General features: G+C 34.8%; 19 protein-coding genes and 2 other annotated features. Of the genes, 16 read left to right on the plus strand and 3 right to left on the minus strand.

The features are described 5' to 3' along the window. The first annotated feature begins 65 nt into the window (after positions 1 to 65). The gene (locus BAU23_RS06970) at positions 66 to 665 is read left to right on the plus strand and encodes a nitroreductase family protein (RefSeq protein ID WP_071733891.1); all 600 of its coding nucleotides are present in this window, start codon (positions 66 to 68) and stop codon (positions 663 to 665) included. A 38-nt stretch (positions 666 to 703) separates the two neighbouring features. On the opposite strand, the gene BAU23_RS30120 is transcribed toward BAU23_RS06970, so the two are convergent. Next, positions 704 to 874: a hypothetical protein gene (locus tag BAU23_RS30120; protein ID WP_000411102.1), complete on the minus strand. Its 171-nt coding sequence runs from the start codon at positions 872 to 874 to the stop codon at positions 704 to 706. A 607-nt stretch (positions 875 to 1,481) separates the two neighbouring features. On the opposite strand from BAU23_RS30120, the gene entFM reads away from it, so the two are divergent. Further along, on the plus strand, positions 1,482 to 2,783 hold the full coding sequence (gene entFM / locus BAU23_RS06975) for an enterotoxin EntFM (protein ID WP_016129176.1): 1,302 nt from the start codon (positions 1,482 to 1,484) through the stop codon (positions 2,781 to 2,783). A gap of 167 nt (positions 2,784 to 2,950) precedes the next feature. Here entFM and BAU23_RS06980 read toward each other — a convergent pair whose 3' ends face one another. Continuing rightward, on the minus strand, positions 2,951 to 3,715 hold the full coding sequence (locus BAU23_RS06980; RefSeq protein ID WP_071733893.1) for an alpha/beta fold hydrolase: 765 nt from the start codon (positions 3,713 to 3,715) through the stop codon (positions 2,951 to 2,953). Between the two features lie 275 nt (positions 3,716 to 3,990). On the opposite strand from BAU23_RS06980, the gene BAU23_RS06985 reads away from it, so the two are divergent. The 8 genes from BAU23_RS06985 to BAU23_RS07020 all read left to right on the plus strand — a co-directional run bounded on the left by BAU23_RS06985 (position 3,991) and on the right by BAU23_RS07020 (position 11,659). Next, positions 3,991 to 5,751, plus strand: a complete 1,761-nt coding sequence (locus tag BAU23_RS06985; RefSeq protein WP_000451781.1) for an ABC transporter ATP-binding protein — start codon at positions 3,991 to 3,993, stop codon at positions 5,749 to 5,751. A gap of 86 nt (positions 5,752 to 5,837) precedes the next feature. Next, positions 5,838 to 6,515, plus strand: a complete 678-nt coding sequence (gene hitR, locus BAU23_RS06990; protein WP_000612403.1) for an envelope stress response regulator transcription factor HitR — start codon at positions 5,838 to 5,840, stop codon at positions 6,513 to 6,515. Next, on the plus strand, positions 6,512 to 7,585 hold the full coding sequence (gene hitS, locus BAU23_RS06995; RefSeq protein ID WP_071733895.1) for an envelope stress sensor histidine kinase HitS: 1,074 nt from the start codon (positions 6,512 to 6,514) through the stop codon (positions 7,583 to 7,585). Before hitR ends, hitS begins: the two co-directional genes overlap by 4 nt. 168 nt (positions 7,586 to 7,753) lie before the next feature. Next, the gene (locus BAU23_RS07000) at positions 7,754 to 8,473 is read left to right on the plus strand and encodes a 3-ketoacyl-ACP reductase (RefSeq protein WP_000818981.1); all 720 of its coding nucleotides are present in this window, start codon (positions 7,754 to 7,756) and stop codon (positions 8,471 to 8,473) included. 149 nt (positions 8,474 to 8,622) lie between these two features. Beyond that, entirely contained in the window at positions 8,623 to 9,294 is a 672-nt protein-coding gene (locus BAU23_RS07005) for an O-methyltransferase (RefSeq protein WP_000103831.1), read from the plus strand. A gap of 134 nt (positions 9,295 to 9,428) precedes the next feature. Further along, positions 9,429 to 10,301, plus strand: a complete 873-nt coding sequence (locus BAU23_RS07010; RefSeq protein ID WP_001258530.1) for an aminoglycoside 6-adenylyltransferase — start codon at positions 9,429 to 9,431, stop codon at positions 10,299 to 10,301. A gap of 117 nt (positions 10,302 to 10,418) precedes the next feature. Next, positions 10,419 to 11,249: a peptidoglycan-N-acetylglucosamine deacetylase gene (locus BAU23_RS07015; RefSeq protein WP_000291213.1), complete on the plus strand. Its 831-nt coding sequence runs from the start codon at positions 10,419 to 10,421 to the stop codon at positions 11,247 to 11,249. Between the two features lie 71 nt (positions 11,250 to 11,320). Further along, positions 11,321 to 11,659, plus strand: a complete 339-nt coding sequence (locus BAU23_RS07020; protein WP_000271201.1) for an SdpI family protein — start codon at positions 11,321 to 11,323, stop codon at positions 11,657 to 11,659. A 52-nt stretch (positions 11,660 to 11,711) separates the two neighbouring features. Here the strand turns inward: BAU23_RS07020 and BAU23_RS07025 are convergent, their stop codons facing one another. Next, positions 11,712 to 12,320, minus strand: a complete 609-nt coding sequence (locus BAU23_RS07025; protein WP_071733897.1) for an NUDIX hydrolase — start codon at positions 12,318 to 12,320, stop codon at positions 11,712 to 11,714. Between the two features lie 81 nt (positions 12,321 to 12,401). On the opposite strand from BAU23_RS07025, the gene BAU23_RS07030 reads away from it, so the two are divergent. The 6 genes from BAU23_RS07030 (at position 12,402) to BAU23_RS07055 (ending at position 20,086) form a co-directional block, all read left to right on the plus strand. Further along, the gene (locus BAU23_RS07030; RefSeq protein WP_000687791.1) at positions 12,402 to 13,040 is read left to right on the plus strand and encodes a pyridoxamine 5'-phosphate oxidase family protein; all 639 of its coding nucleotides are present in this window, start codon (positions 12,402 to 12,404) and stop codon (positions 13,038 to 13,040) included. A 236-nt stretch (positions 13,041 to 13,276) separates the two neighbouring features. Then, positions 13,277 to 13,508, plus strand: a binding site (T-box leader). A 115-nt stretch (positions 13,509 to 13,623) separates the two neighbouring features. Next, positions 13,624 to 13,855 (plus strand) — a binding site (T-box leader). A gap of 156 nt (positions 13,856 to 14,011) precedes the next feature. Then, entirely contained in the window at positions 14,012 to 15,307 is a 1,296-nt protein-coding gene (locus BAU23_RS07035) for a homoserine dehydrogenase (protein WP_001066916.1), read from the plus strand. Continuing rightward, positions 15,300 to 16,358: a threonine synthase gene (thrC, locus tag BAU23_RS07040; protein ID WP_071733899.1), complete on the plus strand. Its 1,059-nt coding sequence runs from the start codon at positions 15,300 to 15,302 to the stop codon at positions 16,356 to 16,358. Before BAU23_RS07035 ends, thrC begins: the two co-directional genes overlap by 8 nt. Next, positions 16,355 to 17,248: a homoserine kinase gene (gene thrB / locus BAU23_RS07045; protein WP_000612652.1), complete on the plus strand. Its 894-nt coding sequence runs from the start codon at positions 16,355 to 16,357 to the stop codon at positions 17,246 to 17,248. The genes thrC and thrB overlap by 4 nt, the downstream gene beginning before the upstream one ends. Positions 17,249 to 17,364: 116 nt before the next feature. After that, positions 17,365 to 17,577 (plus strand): DUF6366 family protein, encoded by a 213-nt coding sequence (locus BAU23_RS07050; protein ID WP_000095426.1) that lies wholly within the window; start codon positions 17,365 to 17,367, stop codon positions 17,575 to 17,577. 205 nt (positions 17,578 to 17,782) lie between these two features. Then, positions 17,783 to 20,086, plus strand: coding sequence for a glycoside hydrolase (locus tag BAU23_RS07055; protein WP_000738140.1), 2,304 nt, complete (start codon positions 17,783 to 17,785; stop codon positions 20,084 to 20,086). The last annotated feature ends 115 nt before the right edge of the window (positions 20,087 to 20,201 follow it).

The raw sequence follows: 20,201 nt of genomic DNA on the forward strand, positions 1-20,201 counted from the left end.
TTTAAGGGGCATTATATGCTTCGTACATATGATACTGCCTCAAATGAAAATTGGAGGGAATTGTGATGGCAAAAGATTTTTACTCAGCAATTGAAGACAGAAGATCTATTTACGCGATTAGTAAAGAACAAGTAGTTTCTGATGAAAGAATTCAAGAAGTGATTTATCATGCTGTGAAACATACACCTTCGGCTTTTAATTCTCAAGGTGCAAGAGTTGTTGTATTACTAGGTGAACAACACGACAAATTATGGGATGTTATGAAAGAAACGTTACGAAAAATTGTACCTGAAAATAATTTTGCACCTACGGAAGAGAAAATGAATGCATTTAGAAGTGGCTATGGGACAGTTTTGTATTTTGAAGATAGTAAAGTAGTAGAAAGTTTGCAAGAGAACTTTGCACTATACAAAGATAATTTTCCTACATGGTCTCAGCAATCTTCTGGAATGTTACAATTTGCGATTTGGACAGCGTTAGAGATTGAAGGTTTTGGTGCTACATTGCAGCATTATAATCCGTTGATTGATGAAAAAGTAAGAAAAGAATGGGATGTACCTGAAAACTGGAAGCTAACTGCGCAAATGCCATTTGGTAAACCGGTAGTTTCGGCAGGAGATAAAGAATATCAGCCATTAGAAACTCGTGTGAAAATTTACAAATAAAATAAAAAGGTGAACAGAGGTATAATCTGTTCACCTTTTTATACATGGTAGGAGTTTGTATGCTGAATTGTTTTCATCTGTTCTTTTAATTCATTTTTCTTTGTTTCAATAGTGTGTACCTTTTTAAATGTTGCAAATGATAATAAGTGAGTAAGTGTATAGTAAATTTCGATATTTTTAGTTATGTGATCGTCTATTATTTTTTCCACAAATGCAACTCCTCTTTGTATTTGATTATACATATTCTATCAATAAAACCCTAATAATTCCATATTTAGAAAAGAAAAAATAATCAATTGTATTTTTAGAATGGGAGTGCTCTCAAGTCAGATGAAATTTTCGTGTGTGAAATCTTACAAATCATCACTTTGTTTAAAATCATACATAGTATTGAGAATTCATTTTCTTAAAATATTATACTATTGATAAATAAGGGGTTTTTTGTCATGATAAGAGTGTGCCTCATGAAAAAGAACTTTCTAGAAAAATATATTGTGTTTATGTATTAGATTAATGGAATTTCCATATTAGATAGAAAGTGTAAAATCTATATTGAAATAACATAAAAAATTTTAAAACTTGATGTAATACATAAGAAATTTGAAAAAATCGTTGCAAAAACACACTGTTTAATGATAAAGTTCACATGAAGTTCACACTAAATTCACTTCAATCGTTTAAAATAAATGATGTGTGAAAAATAAAACTCTTGCTAAAAAATGGAACTGGATGAATATTTTACTTTGATAATATTGTAAAGTACTAAGTTTATAGTTTTCTCAAGAGGATAGTAGGGAAAGGAAGTAAAGACAACTTATGAAAAAAGTAATCGCAGGTTTAGCAGCAGCATCTGTAGTAGGTGTAGCAGTTCCTGGAATGGATTCTGCTCATGCACAAGTTTCAAATGATGCGCTAAAAGAAATTAATGGACAAACTCAAACTCAAACGACTGTAACTGAAACAAAAACGGTAGAAACAACTTCTGAATTAAAATACACAGTAACAGCTGATGTATTAAATGTACGTTCAGGTGCTGGTACAGGACATAACGTTATTTCTAAAGTGAAATCAGGTCAAGTACTTCAAGTAATTGGACAAGAAAACGGTTGGTTCAAAGTTAGTGTAAATGGTCAAACAGGTTATGTAAGTGGGGACTTCGTAACAACTGGTGGCAATAAAGGAACTACTACTACTGTTCAGCAAGGAACAGGTACTTACACAGTAAACGTTTCTTCACTAAACGTACGTACAGGCCCAAGTGCATCTCATACTGTATTAGGTTCTGTAAATAAAGGAAAAACAGTTCAAGTTGTAGGTGAAGTTCAAGATTGGTTTAAAATTAACTTCAATGGTGGAACTGGATACGTAAGTAAAGACTTCGTAACAAAAGGTGGTTCAGCTGTATCTAACCAAACTCAGCAACCAACTACAAATAACAACAATACTACTACAGTTCAAACTGGTGGATCATATGTTGTTAACACAGGTGCTTTAAAAGTACGTACAGGTCCAGCTACATATAACCCTGTAATTGGTGGGGTAACAAATGGTACAGTATTAAACGTTACTGGCGCTGAAAATGGTTGGTATAAAATTAACCATAATGGCCGCACTGGTTACGTAAGTGCAGACTTTGTTAAGTTTGTAAAAGGCGGAGTGAACAATGTAGTTACTGGTGGTAACCAAGGTACGAATCAAGGTACGAACCAAGGTACGAACCAAGTACAAAAACCAACAGCACCAACAGGTGGAGATACATCTTCAATCGCTGGATTCGCTAGATCTTTAAATGGTTCACCATACAGAACTGCTGGTACAACACCTGCTGGTTTTGACTGCAGTGGATTCATTCACTACGTATTAAATCAAACTGGTCATAAAGGCGCTCGTCAAACAGTTGCTGGATACTGGAGCTCTAAAACAAAGACTAACAGTCCACAACCAGGTGATTTAGTATACTTCCAAAATACTTATAAATCAGGTCCTTCTCACATGGGCGTTTACTTAGGTAATGGACAGTTCATCAGTGCAGAAACTGACGCAACTGGCGTACGCATTAGCTCTGTAAGTAACTCTTACTGGAGTAAGCACCTATTAGGTTACACAAAAGCATACTAAGAAGAAGTATTTTATATACTATTCGTATAGAGAAAAGGCTTTCCAGGGAAACTTGGGAAGCCTTTTTCATAGTTGGATAAACTAACAGTATAGTAGTATTTATCCTGCTATTTGCGGGATAATAATCAGCGGGGGATGGACAAATCCTCGCTGATTAAAGTTTCACTTTATGTCAATTTTCCATGCAAAAACTTAGCATATAAATCATGAAAATAGTTTGGGCGGAATAAGTTTGCTGCATGACCTGCTAATGGAATTTCTTTATATAAAACGTTCGGAAGAATGGACTTTAAATCAAAGAGACAAGATTTATAGAGATGATCATGTTCTCCCATCACCCATAATATAGGATGGGGAAGTGCTTTTAATTTAGATTTCAAGTCGAATTCTAAGCGATGTCGTAATGACTCAGCGATAATGGAAGAGTGTAATTGTAATCCGAAACGGTAATAAATATTTCTTGAAATTACAGCGAATGGGTTAGCCTTTAATATCCCACTTGGGAAAATAGTATTTGCATACTGAGAAAGCCAAGCTGAATATTCATCCCCGCGCTTTTCCCAAAATTTCTGAAAAACATTATATAAACGGGAAGGATTATTATAATGTCCACCAATATGACAAATGCTTAATACTTTTTCAGGATGCATTTGCGCAAATGTCGTAGAGATATAACAGCCGTAGCTTAGAGCGCAAATATGAGCTTTTTTAATACCCTCTTTTTCATACAAGTTCAACAATTGATCTACGAGGCGCTGTATTGAAAAGTCGATAGCCTCTCCTTTATCATCTCCGTGGCCTAATAAGTCATAAGTTATAATGTTGTAGGATGCAGAAAATCGTTTATGCTCTTTTTTGAAGGCACGGCGATTTCCAACTAATCCATGAATAAAAATGATTGTTTCCTTTTCAGAGTGTTTATTTGTTTGCAAAAAGGATACTCCTTTCAGTAACTGGAGATTTATTTAGTATTTTAAATTGGCTAATTAAGAAAATCGGTTATAAATATTCTATGCGTAGTCTAGCATTTGCATAGAATAATATTAAGTACCAGGTAATAATATCAGATATTTATATCTGTTGTAAAGATGAGTTTATATGTATATTTTGTAAAAATAGAAAAAGTGTGTTTACATTCAGTTTACATTTATATCGTATTCTATTTTTAGAAATCATAGTTTTGTTGAAAACGAGGAGATGAACAACAATGGAAGTTGGGAATACAGAAAAGAAAAAAGGAAATTGGAGGCAGTTTTTACGTCTTATTCAAGATACAAATCCACCGAAAGGCATTCTTATTTTTGCATTATTAATGAGTTTACTTTCTACTGGAGCGAGTTTGTTTATTCCGATGTTAACAAAAGGATTAGTTGATAATTTCTCGATTTCTTCAATTAGTACAGGACAAATTGTTGCGTTAGTCGCATTCTTTATAATGCAAACAATTGCTGCAGGATTGTCAATTTATTTACTGAATTATATTGGACAAAAAATTGTAGCTGGACTTAGAGAACGATTGTGGAAAAAGGTACTTATTTTACCAGTGTCTTATTATGATCAAAATAGAACTGGAGATACAATTAGTCGTATGACAAATGATACAGGTGTTGTTAAAACATTAATTTCTGAGCATTTGTCAAACTTATTAACAGGCGGTATCTCAATTATTGGATCGTTAATTGTATTATTTGTTTTAGATTGGAAAATGACAGCATTACTTTTAACGGTTATTCCATTATCTGTACTAATTTTAGTGCCACTTGGACGAAAAATGTATAAGATTTCAAAAGCACTTCAGGATGAAACAGCTTCTTTTACAAGTGTGTTAACACAGGTGTTATCAGAAATTCGTTTAGTGAAATCTTCAAATACGGAAAAAAGAGAATATGAAACAGGTAATACAGGTATCCAAAAGTTATTGCAATTTGGTTTGAAAGAAGGAAAAGTGCAAGCGTTAATTTCACCAGTTATGTCGTTTGTTTTAATGGCGTTGCTTGTTATTATCGTAGGGTATGGTGGAATGCGAGTTTCTAGTGGCGCATTAACAACAGGGGAACTTGTAGCGTTTATTTTATATTTAGTTCAAATTATAATGCCAATGAGTCAATTATCTATGTTTTTTACACAATTCCAAAAGGCAATTGGTGCAACTGAAAGAATTAATACGATTCTAGAATATGAAGTAGAAGACCATGAAACTGGTGTGAAAGTTACAAATGCAAAGCAGTCGATCGTTATTGAAAATGTGAATTTTGAGTATAACGAAGATGAGAAAGTATTGAAAAATGTCGATTTCACGATTGAATCTGGAAAAGTAACAGCGATTGTAGGACCAAGTGGTAGTGGGAAAACAACTTTATTCTCGCTATTAGAACGTTTTTATGAGCCGACTAATGGTGTAATAAAATTAGGAGAAGAACCAATTACGGCCTATTCATTACAGTCATGGCGACGTCAAATTGGTTATGTTTCACAAGATAGTCCGTTAATTGATGGAACGATTCGTGATAATATTTGCTACGGTGTTGAGAATGATGTGACGGATGAAGAAATTGAAAAAGTGGCAGCGATGGCGTATGTTGATGCGTTTATTCATGATTTACCAAGCGGATACGCAACAGAAGTTGGAGAGCGGGGTGTGAAGCTTTCTGGAGGGCAAAGACAACGAATTGCGATTGCTCGAGCGTTACTACGAAATCCGCAAATCCTTATGTTAGATGAAGCGACTTCAAGTCTTGATAGTAAATCGGAATCAGTTGTTCAGAAGGCGTTAAATAACTTAATGAAAGGTAGAACGACTTTAGTTATCGCACATAGACTTTCTACTGTTGTAGATGCAGATAAAATTATCTTTATTGAAAAAGGGAATCTTACAGGAAGTGGCTCACATGATGAGTTATTACGGACACATGACATGTACCGTGAATTTGCAATGCAACAATTGAAAATTAAAGAAGGAGCATTATAGAATGAAAACAATCAGTGAGGGGGCACTTCACTGATTGTTAATTTTAGAGTGCTAAAAAGTATGCTAAGCAGAAAGGAGATGATTCCTTGATACCCAAAATTTTAATTGTAGATGATGATCCGCATATTAGAGAACTTGTTTCTGTATTTTTGGAAAAAGAAGGTTTTCAAACATATGAAGCCGTTGATGGATTAGATGCTCTTCGAAGAATAGAAGAAGTGAAAGTTGATATGGCGATTCTTGATATTATGATGCCAAATATGGATGGATTTGATTTATGTTATGAATTAAGAAAATACTATGATATGCCGATTCTTATGTTAACTGCTAAAGGTGAAACATCTCAAAAGATAAAAGGGTTTCACCTCGGAACAGATGATTATCTTGTAAAACCATTTGATCCTTTAGAATTAGTTGTAAGAGTGAAGGCATTGTTGAAACGTTATCAAATTACAGTATCGCAATCTATTCAAGTTGGGAATGTACTGTTAAATCGTAATACATTTGAAGTTAACGCCGGAGAACAAACGGTGACGTTGCCATTAAAAGAATTTGAATTGCTCTTTACATTAGGATCTAAGGCGGGAAGAACTTGTTCAAGAGAGCAATTAATAGAAGACGTATGGGGATATGATTTTGAAGGGAATGAACGCACGCTAGACGTTCATATTAATCGGTTGCGTGAAAAGTTTCAAGAAGAGTTATCGAAGTTTAGTATAAGGACGATAAGGGGCTTAGGGTATCGCTTAGAGGTAAGTAAATGAGAAAAAGAGAAAGAATGAGTAAGATGAAGATGTTAAAAGTAATGGGGGCGATAGTAGCGCTCTTTACTTTTCTTACTATAATTTGGTCTATAGCCTTTTTTGTATCGTCAAGTGTCATGAAAGCTCTGGAAATAAACGTATCGCCTTTTATTACTTTTCTAATTAGTGATATGGTTGGCTTTGTTTTTATTGTTCTTATTTGGACAATAATTGGAATTTTAATGAGACCGAAGCGAGAGGCGATGATTTGGACTATTATTGAACCGATACAAAAAATTGCAAAAGGGGATTTCTCTGTAAAAATACGAAATGAAGAAAAGTATGATGGAGAAATTGGTGTACTCGTAAAGAGTATAAATGATATGACAGATGAACTGAACGCGATGGAGAAACTGCGCCAGGAATTTGTATCGAATGTTTCTCATGAAATACAGTCACCATTAACTTCTATAAAAGGGTTTGCTAGAGCGCTGCAAGATAGTAATCTTTCTGAGGAAAAAAGAAAGCATTATCTTACCATTATTGAAACGGAAACAACGAGATTATCTAAACTAAGTCAAAATCTATTAAAGCTAACACTTTTAGAATCAGAAGAGTATGTACCAGAAAGAGTGACTTATCGATTAGATCAACAGTTAAAGCAAGTTGTATTAAATAGTGAACCGCTGTGGGCTGAAAAAGAAATTGAGTTAGACCTTGATTTAGAGAAAGTGCAAATTACTGCGGACCAAGAAAGTATGAGTCAAGTGTGGATTAATTTAATTCATAACAGTATTAAATTTACTCCAAGTGGTGGTATGATTACAATTCAGTTAAAAGAACATAAGGAATTCCTAGAAATAAGTATTCGGGACACGGGAATTGGTATATCAGAAGAACAGAAGCAACATGTTTTTGAGCGTTTTTATAAAGTGGATTCTTCACGAAACCGTGCTTATGGAGGAAGTGGCTTAGGTTTAGCGATTGTAAAAAAAGTACTCGACCTTCATCAAGGAGAAATAAAAGTCGAGAGTGAGGAAGGGAATGGTACAAAATTTATTGTGCGTATTCCAAATCATGAAGAAAAATAGTGTTAGGAGGAGACCTTCTAACACTATTTTTCTTTAAAAATGCATTTACCATTACTATAGTTACCTATAAGTAACCTACGCACATGAAAGTGCATCATTGCCTTTTTTCATAAACATAGATACACTTTTAATATAATAAACAACTGAGATGATTAAGGAGTGTTACACTTGGCAGAATTATTACAAGGAAAAAATGCTTTAATTACAGGAGCAGGTAGAGGAATTGGTCGCGCTGTAGCGATCGCATTAGCGAAAGAAGGCGTAAATGTAGGTCTTTTAGCTCGTTCAGAAGAAAACTTAAAAGCAGTTGCGAAAGAAGTGGAAGCAGAAGGTGTAAAAGCTGTTATTGCGACTGCGGATGTATCTTCATATGAAGAAGTAACGAATGCAATTGAAACGTTAAAAGCTGGATTAGGATCTATCGATATTTTAATTAATAACGCTGGTATTTCTAAGTTCGGTAAGTTTTTAGAACTAGATGTTGCTGATTGGGAAAAAATCATTCAAGTAAACTTAATGGGTGTATACTATGCAACTCGTGCAGCTTTACCAAGCATGATTGAACAACAATCTGGTGATATTATTAACATTTCATCTACAGCAGGACAAAAAGGTGCACCAGTAACGAGTGCATACAGTGCTTCTAAATTTGGTGTTCTTGGCTTAACAGAATCGTTAGCGATGGAAGTTCGCAAACATAACATTCGTGTAACAGCTTTAACTCCAAGTACAGTAGCAACTGACATGGCTGTAGACTTAGGATTAACTGATGGAAACCCTGATAAAGTAATGCAAGCGGAAGATATTGCAGAGTTTATCGTAGCGCAGCTGAAATTAAATAAACGTACATTTATTAAATCAGCAGGACTTTGGTCTACTAATCCGTAAGGGATAAATATAAAATACAAAGAAGGGACATCTATTCTGTAATGGAGTGGGTATCCCTTCTTTATTTTTTGTGTATGAAACGGAATTTTCTGTATAATCAAACGTGAATGGTAGAAAAGCATGAAAAAATTGAAGGGGATGGTATTTCCATGAGTACGATTGAGAAATGGACGGCTGTTGATCAATTTATGAGTGATGTATTAATACCGAAAGATTCTACATTAGAAGAAGTTCTTCAAGCAAATGCTTCAGCTAATTTGCCGGCGCATGATGTATCGCCAATTCAAGGGAAGTTTTTACAACTATTAGTACAAATCCAAGGAGCTCGTAACATTTTAGAAATTGGCACTCTAGGCGGATATAGCACTATATGGCTTGCAAGAGGATTGCCATCTGGAGGGCAAATTGTTACATTAGAAGCAAGTGAAAAGCATGCTGAAATTGCACGTAGCAATATTGAGCGTGCCAATTTGAATGATAGAGTTGAAATACGATTAGGATTAGCGTTAGATTCTTTAAAACAAATAGAAAATGAGAAGTATGAACCATTTGATTTTATTTTCATAGATGCTGATAAACAAAATAATCCTGCTTATTTTGAATGGGCACTGAAACTATCACGCCCTGGTACTGTAATTATTGGGGATAACGTAGTACGTGAAGGAGAAGTTATTGACAATACGAGTAACGACCCTCGTGTACAAGGGATACGCCGTTTCTATGAGCTCATAGCTGCTGAGCCGCGTGTAAGTGCTACAGCGCTTCAAACTGTCGGAAGTAAAGGGTATGATGGATTTGTAATGGCAGTTGTAAAAGAGTGATGTAAGGAGGCAAAAAGGATGAAAAGGAAGTTTCAAAAATTATAACGTGTATTGTGTGCAATACAGTTAGCTCGTGGACCTCCAACATACTTAACAATATAAGTTTATATAAAAAAATTGGGGGTTAGAAATAGATGAGAACTGAAAAAGAAATGCTAGACTTAATTATAAATACAGCAAAAGAGGATAAAAGAATTCGAGCAGTCATCATGAATGGATCACGTGTAAATCCAAATGTGAAAAAAGACTGTTTCCAAGATTATGATATTATGTATGTTGTAAAAGATATCCAATCTTTTACGTCTAATCATAATTGGATACGTAGATTTGGAGAAATAATGATTGTCCAGATGCCAGAAGAAATGACGTTACTTCCAGCAGATGAAGACGGGAAATTTCCGTACTTAATGCAGTTCATGGATGGGAACCGGATTGATTTAACGTTAGTTCCAGTTGATTTGATAGATATATTCGTTGGGCAAGATAGTTTAAGTAAACTGCTTCTTGATAAAGATGATTGTATGGATGAATTTCCACCAGCAAGCGATAGGGATTATTTAATAAAAAAGCCCACAGAAAAAGAGTTTTTAGATTGCTGTAATGAATTTTGGTGGTGCAGTACAAATGTAGGAAAAGGATTGTGGCGCGAGGAACTTTCTTATGCGAAAGGAATGCTTGAAGGCCCAATGCGAGATATGTTCATCGTAATGCTAGAATGGCATATTGGTATGAAAACAGACTTTACAGTTAATGTAGGGAAGTTTGGAAAGCATTTCGAGCAATATATTGAAAAAGATATGTGGGAGCAATTTAAAAGGACCTTTTCAAATGCAGAATATGAAAATTTATGGCAGTCATTCTTTGTAATGGGTGATTTATTTAGGGAAGTTGCGAACGAAATTGCTAACACATATGGATATCAATATCCGCAAGATGATGATGACAAAGTGACGAGTTATTTAAAACATGTGAAAGCTTTGCCGAAAGATATTACATCGATTTATTAATAATATAAAGCAGCAGGACTGTCCTAATTACGGACAGTCTTATTTTTGTTCATGAATAACAATTTCTCTAACAAAGTACAGATGAATCACATATGAAACTTTAGGGAGGTTTTTATCATGTATTATTTTTATTCGCCAGAAATGTTCGTTCCATATCAATGGGGGTTAGAGCGAAATGTTTCGTATGCTTATATGCCATATAACTCATTTTATTATGGAGACTATATAAGCTCATTGCCATACGCATTACATGTTCCTCAAAATTATGAAATACAAATGAAAGAAGAGGAGAGGGGATCATGGACACCATTTTCATGGGTCGAAAAATATGCATATGCATTTTCAGGTCCTTACAATAAAGCGGAAGTTGCTCTTACATTTGATGATGGACCAGATTTATTATTTACACCAAAAATATTAGATAAGTTAAAAAAACATAATGTAAAAGCTACTTTTTTCCTACTTGGTGAAAATGCAGAAAAGTTTCCGAATGTAGTAAAGCGTATCGCGAATGAAGGGCATGTAATTGGTAATCATACGTACAATCATCCGAATTTAGCGAAAGTAAATGAGGCTGAGTACCGTAATCAAATTATAAAAACGGAAGAAATATTAAATCGTTTAGCTGGTTATGCACCGAAATTTATACGTCCACCATATGGTGAAATACTTGAAAATCAATTGAAGTGGGCGACAGAGCAAAATTTTATGATTGTACAGTGGAGTGTTGATACGGTTGATTGGAAAGGTGTAAGTGCTGACACGATTACAAATAATGTGTTAGGGAATTCATTTCCAGGTAGTGTCATACTTCAGCATTCAACTCCAGGTGGACACTTGCAAGGATCTGTAGATGCGCTAGACAAAATCATTCCACAGTTAAAAACGAAAGGGGCACGTTTTGTAACACTTCCAAGTATGTTCCAGACATCTAAAGAGAGAAAATGAAATGTTAATAATTGGAATTATGAGGGTTGTATAGTATAATGAAGGTGTAAGTTAGGGGGTGGATATAATTGATGTATGCACTAGTAAACATAGGAATAAGCATGTTAATCGGTATTATATTTATACTTGCCGCACGTATTCTTCAAAAGAATCCACCGACGGATATTAACGCAGCATATGGTTACCGGACGAAACGATCTATGAAAAATAAAGAATTATGGGATGCGGGTAACAAGTATAGTGCAGAAGTGATGAAAAAGAATGGATACATTATGATGTTAATTGGAAGTGCTATTAGTATATTGTTTAGATATCCTCATACAACAGCGGTGATTATGGCTGTCATGCTATTGTTAATCATTCACTTATTTATGGGAGTAGAGAAAAGATTGAAGACACTTGAACAATAATGATAAATAAAATAGGACTCCCAGGCAATATAAGTTGGGAGTCCTATTTTATTTACAAACTGTTATTTTTTAGCGATTCTTTTCCTTGTTCGACAACAAATTCATAGTATTCAAGGTCATATGGATAAATATCTTCAAATGTTATCGTTATCGGTTTACTGTTTAAAAGAGAAATAGTCGTTATAGATGAAATATCTCTTTTTAATAGTTGTAGAAAAGAAGTTGCATGTACTTTCATCACATCGTCTACTTCTTCACCTGGTGCAAACGGAAGTGGCTTTATTACATTGTGAAAATACATATGACAAAACTCACGATCAGTAAGATTTGAAAGTTCATAATCTATTTTAAAGATACCTTTGTATGCTAAATCAGTAGTTTGAAAGGAAAGCCCTAATTCTTCTTCAATTTCACGAAGACCGCCAATTTCTACTTCTTCATCATGCATAATATGTCCAGCTGAAGTAATATCCCATATACTCGGAGCGTCTTTTTTATTTTTAGAGCGTAATTGGAAATATAAGAACATATCCTCAGCATCTTTTTCTACAAACCAGCAATGAAATGTTTCGTGCCAATCACCGTCACGATGCACGTCATCACGTAATTTCTTTCCAAGTGTATTTCTTTCAGGATCAAATATTGTTAACCACTCTGTCATTTTAATTCCCCTTTCTGCAAATTTTATTATACAATATTTGTATTGAATTTTGGGAAAATAAAGAAAAAGGAGTGATTATTAGTGAAGATAGAGAATAAGGAAATAAAATCAATAATTTCAACTGAGGAAGAATTACGACAAATATTGGGGCAACCAAGTGAACGGGCTTTGAAAAAAGTTATTTCATCACTTGATCATCATTGTGTAGATTTTCTGTCTAAATCGCCTTTTCTAGTATTATCTACTGCAAATAAATTCGGAGAGTGTGATGCTTCGCCGAGGGGAGACGCACCTGGATTTGTATATGTATTAAATGAAAATAAAATTATCATCCCAGAAAGACCAGGTAATCGTCGTATAGACTCTATTTTAAATATTATTTCGAATCCGCACGTAGGATTAATCTTTTTCATTCCTGGTCTCGGGGAGTCCTTGAGAATAAACGGCCGAGCACAAATTACAAACGATGAAGAAATTTTGAAAGAAATGCAGGCAAATGGAAAAAAACCTTTACTTGGAATTGTTGTTGAAATAGAAGAATGCTATATTCACTGTGCAAAAGCTTTTCTTCGTTCAAAAATGTGGGATCCAGAGTCATGGTTAAATAAAATAGAGCTACCCTCAGCGGCGAAAATGTTAATGGAGCATGCGAAAGTTAATGCTTCAGAAGAGGAAGTTGCACGTTCTTTAGAAGAAAGTTATAAGGAAAGATTGTATTAAAAATTATTTTTTAAATATAGTGTTGAAGTATGAAACTCTAAACGTTTTAGAGTGAGACTTTAACTATGAATATTGTTAATTTGTATGTGATGAATATATGTGCAAGAGAATAAATCTGTATTAGATGATTTGTTATTTTAAAATATAATTATTCATATTCTTAAAAATTGTGAAGAAAAATAGGCTTGCTTTTTAAAAAGTTGATAACTATAATAAGTTAACAAATAGACATGAACGAAAAAGTAACGATAAGGACATGAAATCATTTTTACGGTTTACAGAGAGGGAAGCCAAGGGTGTGAGCTTCCTAACACGAGAAATGATTTTACCACCTTTGAACTTCAATAGTGAACGAGTAATCTAGTAATTATTGACGGTATCAGCCGTTATCTGAACTTGAGCAATCTAGAAGGAAATAAGTCTAGATTGGAACAAGGGTGGAACCACGAAAACACATTCGTCCCTTTCCTAGGGATGAGTGTGTTTTTTTATAGTTTTTAAGATTGAAAATTTAAAATAATTAAAAAATAGTATTGATTTTGTATTTTATGCGAGTATAATGAGTTAACAAATAAACATGAGCGAAAAAGTAACGATAAGGACATGAGAACATTTTTACGGTTTACAGAGAGGGAAGCCAAGGGTGTGAGCTTCCTAACACGAAAAATGATCTTACCACCTTTGAACTTCAATAGTGAACGAGTAATCTAGTAATTATTGACGGTATCAGCCGTTATCTGAACTTGAGCAATCTAGAAGAAAGTAAGTCTAGGTTGGAACAAGGGTGGAACCACGAAAACACATTCGTCCCTTTCCTAGGGATGAGTGTGTTTTTTTTATCACTTTGAAAGGAGGTGCGGTAACATGAAGCGTTTAGTACGTACGGAAATAACCACCACCTGCATGATTAAAAAGCAGGGTAAGGTGATTCATAGGTGTAACAATTAAACTATTTAGGAGGAGATTAGAAGATGAATAACGTTATTAATGTTGGGGTATTAGGATTAGGTACTGTCGGAAGTGGTGTTGTCCATATTTTGAAAGAACATTATAAAAAAATCACTCTTGATACAGGATATGAAGTAAAGGTAAAGACAGTCGTTGTACGTGATTTGGAAAAAGAACGTGATGTTTGTATCGATGGAATCGTAGTAACAAGTAATGTCGATGAAGTTCTAAATGATTCAAATATTGATATTGTAGTAGAGGTAATGGGCGGAATTGAAGAAGCGAAAGAGCATATTGTGAAGGCTTTGCAAAGTAAGAAACATGTCGTAACAGCAAATAAAGATTTAATGGCTGTATATGGTGCGGAGCTTCTGCAACTGGCAAATAAAAATGAATGTGACCTATGTTACGAAGCGAGTGTAGCCGGTGGGATTCCAATATTAAGAGGATTATCAGACGGGCTAGCTTCAGATCAAATTGAAAAAATAATGGGAATCGTAAATGGAACAACAAATTATATGTTAACAAAGATGAGTCAAAATGGATGGTCGTATGAAGAGGCTTTACAGGAAGCGCAAAAATTAGGGTTTGCAGAATCAGATCCGACAGCGGATGTAGATGGACTAGACGCTGCGAGAAAGGTAGCAATTCTTGCAAACTTAGGTTTTTCGATGAATGTTTCTTTAGATGATGTTCAAGTTAGAGGTATTCGAAAGGTTGAAAAAGAAGATTTAGAGATGGCCGAAAAATTAGGATTTACAATGAAATTAATTGGTAAAGCTGAAAAACAAGGATCATCCATTCACTTAAGTGTAGAACCGACTTTATTACCACGTCATCATCCGCTATCGAATGTGAATAATGAATTTAATGCGGTGTATGTTCACGGTCAAGCGGTAGGAGAAGTGATGTTTTACGGACCTGGAGCTGGGAAGTTACCAACTGGTTCTGCTGTAGTAAGTGACATCATTTCAATCGTTAAAAATATGAATCAAGTTCCGAAAAATAAAAGTGCGTTAAAAGAACCAGAACCGTATGAATTACAAGGAGATGAAGAAGTGGTTTCGAAATATTTCTTACGTATTTCATTACGAGATGAACCTGGAATGTTGCGTGAAATAACGGAATGTTTCGTTAATTACTCTGTTAGTTTAAAAGAGGTAATCCAATTACCATTAAATCGTGAGCATGCAGAAGTAGTAGTTGTGACGCATCAAACTTCAAAATATCAATTCGAACAAGTTTTAGGAGCGATAGAAGATGTCGCAAGTGAAATAAACAGTTACTACATTATTGAGGAGGAAAAACAATATGTATAAAGGACTATTAAAACAGTACGCTTCTTATTTACCGGTGAATGAAAACACACCTGATGTCAGCTTAATGGAAGGGAATACACCCCTAATTCCATTATTAAATATATCAAAACAATTAGGGATTCAGTTATACGGAAAATATGAAGGAGCGAATCCAACAGGTTCTTTTAAAGACCGTGGTATGGTAATGGCAGTTGCAAAGGCGAAAGAAGAAGGTTCAGAGGCTATCATTTGTGCATCTACAGGCAATACATCAGCATCAGCTGCCGCATACGCGGCACGCCTCGGAATGAAATGTATTATCGTAATACCAGAAGGAAAGATTGCGCATGGGAAATTAGCGCAAGCAGTTGCTTATGGAGCGGAGATCATTTCAATAGAAGGGAATTTCGATGATGCACTTAAGGCTGTAAGAAATATTGCTGCAGCAGAGCCGATTACATTAGTAAACTCAGTAAATCCTTACCGAATTGAAGGGCAAAAAACAGCAGCATTTGAAATTTGTGACCAGTTGGAAAATGCACCAGATGTTCTAGCTATTCCTGTTGGGAACGCAGGGAACATAACAGCATACTGGAAAGGATTCTGTGAATATGAAAAAGAAAAGGGTTATAAAAAACCAAGAATTCACGGCTTTGAAGCCGAAGGAGCAGCTGCAATTGTAAAAGGGCATGTAATTGAAGAACCTGAAACGATTGCAACAGCGATTCGTATTGGTAACCCAGCGAGTTGGTCGTATGCAGTAGAGGCTGCCGAGCGGTCTCATGGTGAAATAGATATGGTGTCAGATGAAGAAATATTACATGCGTATAGATTGTTAGCAAAAACTGAAGGAGTTTTTGCAGAGCCAGGATCAAATGCTTCATTAGCGGGCGTCATTAAACATGTGCAATCTGGAAAAATCAAAAAGGGAGAAACAGTTGTTGCAGTTTTAACTGGAAACGGTTTGAAAGATCCTGATATCGCAATTTCTTCTAATAAATTTGATATTGCAAGTGTGTCAAATGATATAGAGCAAATTAAAGATCATATTAAAGGGGTGATTATGTCGTGATACCATTGAGAGTACGTGTCCCTGCTAGTACAGCGAATGTCGGACCTGGATTTGATTCAGTAGGAATAGCATTGTCATTATATTTAGATGTGGTGGTAAAGGCGGAAGCAGATAAATGGCAAGTAATCCATTCCTTTGAAGATTCAATTCCAACAGACGATAAAAATTTAATTGTTAGCACGGCATGTAAAGTATGTCCCTCTTTATCACCCTATATAATAGAAGTTACTAGTAATATTCCGCTGACAAGAGGTCTAGGAAGTAGTGCATCAGCAATTGTAGCGGGAATAGAGCTTGCGAATCAGCTTGGAAATTTGAACTTAACAACTGATCAGAAAGTTCAAATTGCAACAAATTTTGAAGGACATCCAGATAATGTTGCTGCTTCTATATTAGGTGGAACTGTGATCGGAGCACTGGATGGAAAGAATGTTTCTGTCGTAAGGATTGAAAGTAAGGAATTAGGCGTAATTTCTCTTATTCCGAATGAAGAGCTAAATACGGACGAGAGTCGATCTGTATTACCAGAGATGTTTCCATTTCATGAAGCAGTTAAGGCTAGTGCGATAAGTAACGTATTAGTAGCTGCGTTTTGTCAAAAGAAGTGGGAAGTTGTAGGTGAAATGATGGAGAGAGATCATTTTCACGAGCCGTATCGTTTAGAACTTGTACCGTTATTACCATCAATTCGTAAATGTGCAAAAGAATTTGGAGCATATGGCACAGCGCTTAGCGGTGCGGGACCATCCATTTTTATATTAACTCCATATGAGAAGCGACAAGAAATTGCGGAGCAATTAGCGAGAGTATTTACCGCTATGAAAGTATGTGAGCTTGAAATCGATCATAAAGGGATTACTGTAAATAAGGAAGAACATATTGGATTATAAAGAAAGCTAGCATCGCTAGCTTTTGTATGTTGTAAATATATTTTACATCAGCATATAAAATGAAAATGAGTATTGTATAATTCAGTAAAGCGCGCATTAATTTTGGAGGTGATTATATGAGTTCAAAAGAGTCACCAGAAGAAAAAAGAGAACACATAAGACAAAGTGAGTTGAAAAATAACCCTACCGGTTCTTTGAATGATGGGCTCAATAGAGCGGAATCAGGTAGCCCTGTTGATATGACAGGGGGCATGAATTGGAAAGGTACAGGGATATTAATTTTAGTGCTAGTTTTAGGATATATAATATACACTTACTTTTTCAGTTAAGGGAAGCTTGGTGAAATTCTAATTATTAGTGCGAATAAAAAACTAGGATTAAAGTCCCATTGTATTACATATTTTCTTTAAATCAGATAATAGTTATTCGTGAATTTTTTTATACTCATAATAGAGCTAGCGCCGCTAGCTCTATTATTTTTTGCCACATTCCTGTAACAAAGCCCCTGTATATTCAGTGGTGGAGGTGCAGAAGATGAAAAAAATGATAGCAATATGTCTTCTTACAACTATGTCATTTTCGACTTTAGTTGGGTGTGATGTAAAAGGTAATAATGCTGTACAAGAGTCTAAAATAAAGAAAGCGACGTATAAAGATTTTACTTACGATGTAAATCCAGAGACTTTCGCGTTAACTGTAGAACATGATGGCGTAAAGGAACAGGCATCACAACCGTTACCGAAAATGAAAGTATCAAATGTAAAAAAAGATAAGGATCGCACATCGTGGGAATATCCAGATCAAAAAGTAAAAATAAACTTAGAAAAGAAAAAAGACCACTTAAATATTGAAGTGGAATCGACTGGTGCAGAAAGCTTTACATGGCCGAAAGTACAAGCTGAAAATTATATACTTCCGTTATGGGAAGGTAAGCAAATCCCAAGTAATGATGAGAATTGGAAGAAGTTTTTAAAGGATGATTCATATTCATTTGCTGAATCATTTTCTATGAAGTTTTTCGCATTAAATGGTTCGAAATATTCGATCGTATATATTGCGAACAATATGTTTAATAATGAATTGAAATTTCATTCGGATCCGAAAATAGGATTTGATTTTACACATGAATTCCCGAGTATAAATAAAAATAAAACGTACGGATTTCAGTTATATGTGACAAATAATGATGCAGTAAGTATTGCTAAACTGTATAAGGAAAATATTGCTCGAAAAGGTGAATTTAAAACATTACAAGAAAAGGCAAGAAAAAATAAAGAAATCGAAAAACTTTACGGGGCAGCTCATTTTTACTTTTGGAATCAAAATGGATTATCAGAAAGTAACGTAAATTGGCCGAAGCTAAGAGAGCAAATAAATAGCCCTGTGTTTAGCCATATAAAAGAGCTTATTCAAAAGAATAGTTCAGAGCCTGGAGAATTGAATGTATTTGAGCAAGTAAGTAAACAAGATTTTATCGATAAGTATCAAAAAAATGTTATTTTGCGTTATGTAAACGAAGTATTATCAATGAAGGGATTTTATAAAGAGGATATTTTTCCTAAAGTTGATCAGGAAGCTAGTGCACTATTAAAGAAAGGCATAGATCACTTATCGAATATGGAGTTATATAACTTAAATAAGCACTTATTAAAGTCGATACTTGGTGATGCGGTTGAAGAAGTAAGTAAATGGGGTAACGCAGATGGGACAGATATTATAAAGGAAATGAAAGAAGCAGGAATAGACAAAGCGTGGATTGGTCTACCGAACTGGGAACAAGGATATATGCAGCCTAATTTCGTTACAGAAGCTAAGAAAATGGGATATTTAGTTGGTCCGTATGATTCTTATCACTCAATTCATGAGAAAGGTGATAAGAATTGGAATACAGCATCTTTTAATGATCCATCGTTATATGAAGAGGCTACTGTAACGAAGAAAAATGGAGAAAAGGTGCAAGGATTTTTAGGTAGAGGAAGAAAACTAAATCCGACATTATCACTTCCTAGCGTAAAAGAAAGAATGAACGATATATTACAAAATGGTCCTAAATATAATTCATGGTTTATTGATTGTGATGCAACAGGTGAAATTTATGATGACTATTCAGCAAAACATATAACGACACAAGAACAAGACTTAAAAGCAAGATTACAACGAATGGATTATATTGCCCAAGAAAAAGGTATGGTAGTTGGCTCTGAGGGCGGAAATGACTTTGCAAGTAGTACGATTGCATTTGCTCATGGAATTGAAACTCCAGTTATTAAATGGGACGATGAAGATATGAGGAAAAATAAAACAAGCCCGTATTATGTCGGTGGATATTATTCACCAAATCAAAATGTTCCCGAAAAATATGCAAAACAAGTACCGTTGAAAGAAGAATATAAACAAGTATATTTAAATCCAGTATATTCGGTTCCGTTATATAAATTAGTATACAACGATTCTGTTATTACAACGCATCACTGGGAATGGGGAAGTTTGAAAGTAAAAGATGAGGTAGGAAGCCGTATGCTATATGAGTTATTGTATAATGTTCCGCCGTTGTACCATTTAGATGCAGTAGAGTGGAGTAAGCATAAAAAAGAAATTACAGAGCATCTGAAAGTTTGGAATGAAGTTCATAAAAAGGCAGTAAAAGAAGAAATGACGGACTTTGCATATCTGTCAGAAGATAAGTTAGTACAATCTGCTTCTTATGGAAAAGATATTAAAATCATTGTGAATTTCTCAAATGAAGATGTGGAAATAGAAAAAATGAAAATAAAAGCAAAATCAGCTTTAATTAATAATAATGGGAAACAAGTAATGTACACACCAAATGAAAAATAATAAAGTGAAACTTTAGTCAGTGGGGGATTTATCCCTCACTGATTAATAGTCCGCACCAATCAAGATTTTACGGCACAAACTGGACTCTTTATTCCTGCTAAATTGTGAGGTGAAA

Origin of the sequence: Bacillus nitratireducens, from assembly GCF_001884135.1 — a bacterium.
Taxonomy (GTDB): Bacteria; Bacillota; Bacilli; order Bacillales; family Bacillaceae_G; genus Bacillus_A; species Bacillus_A nitratireducens.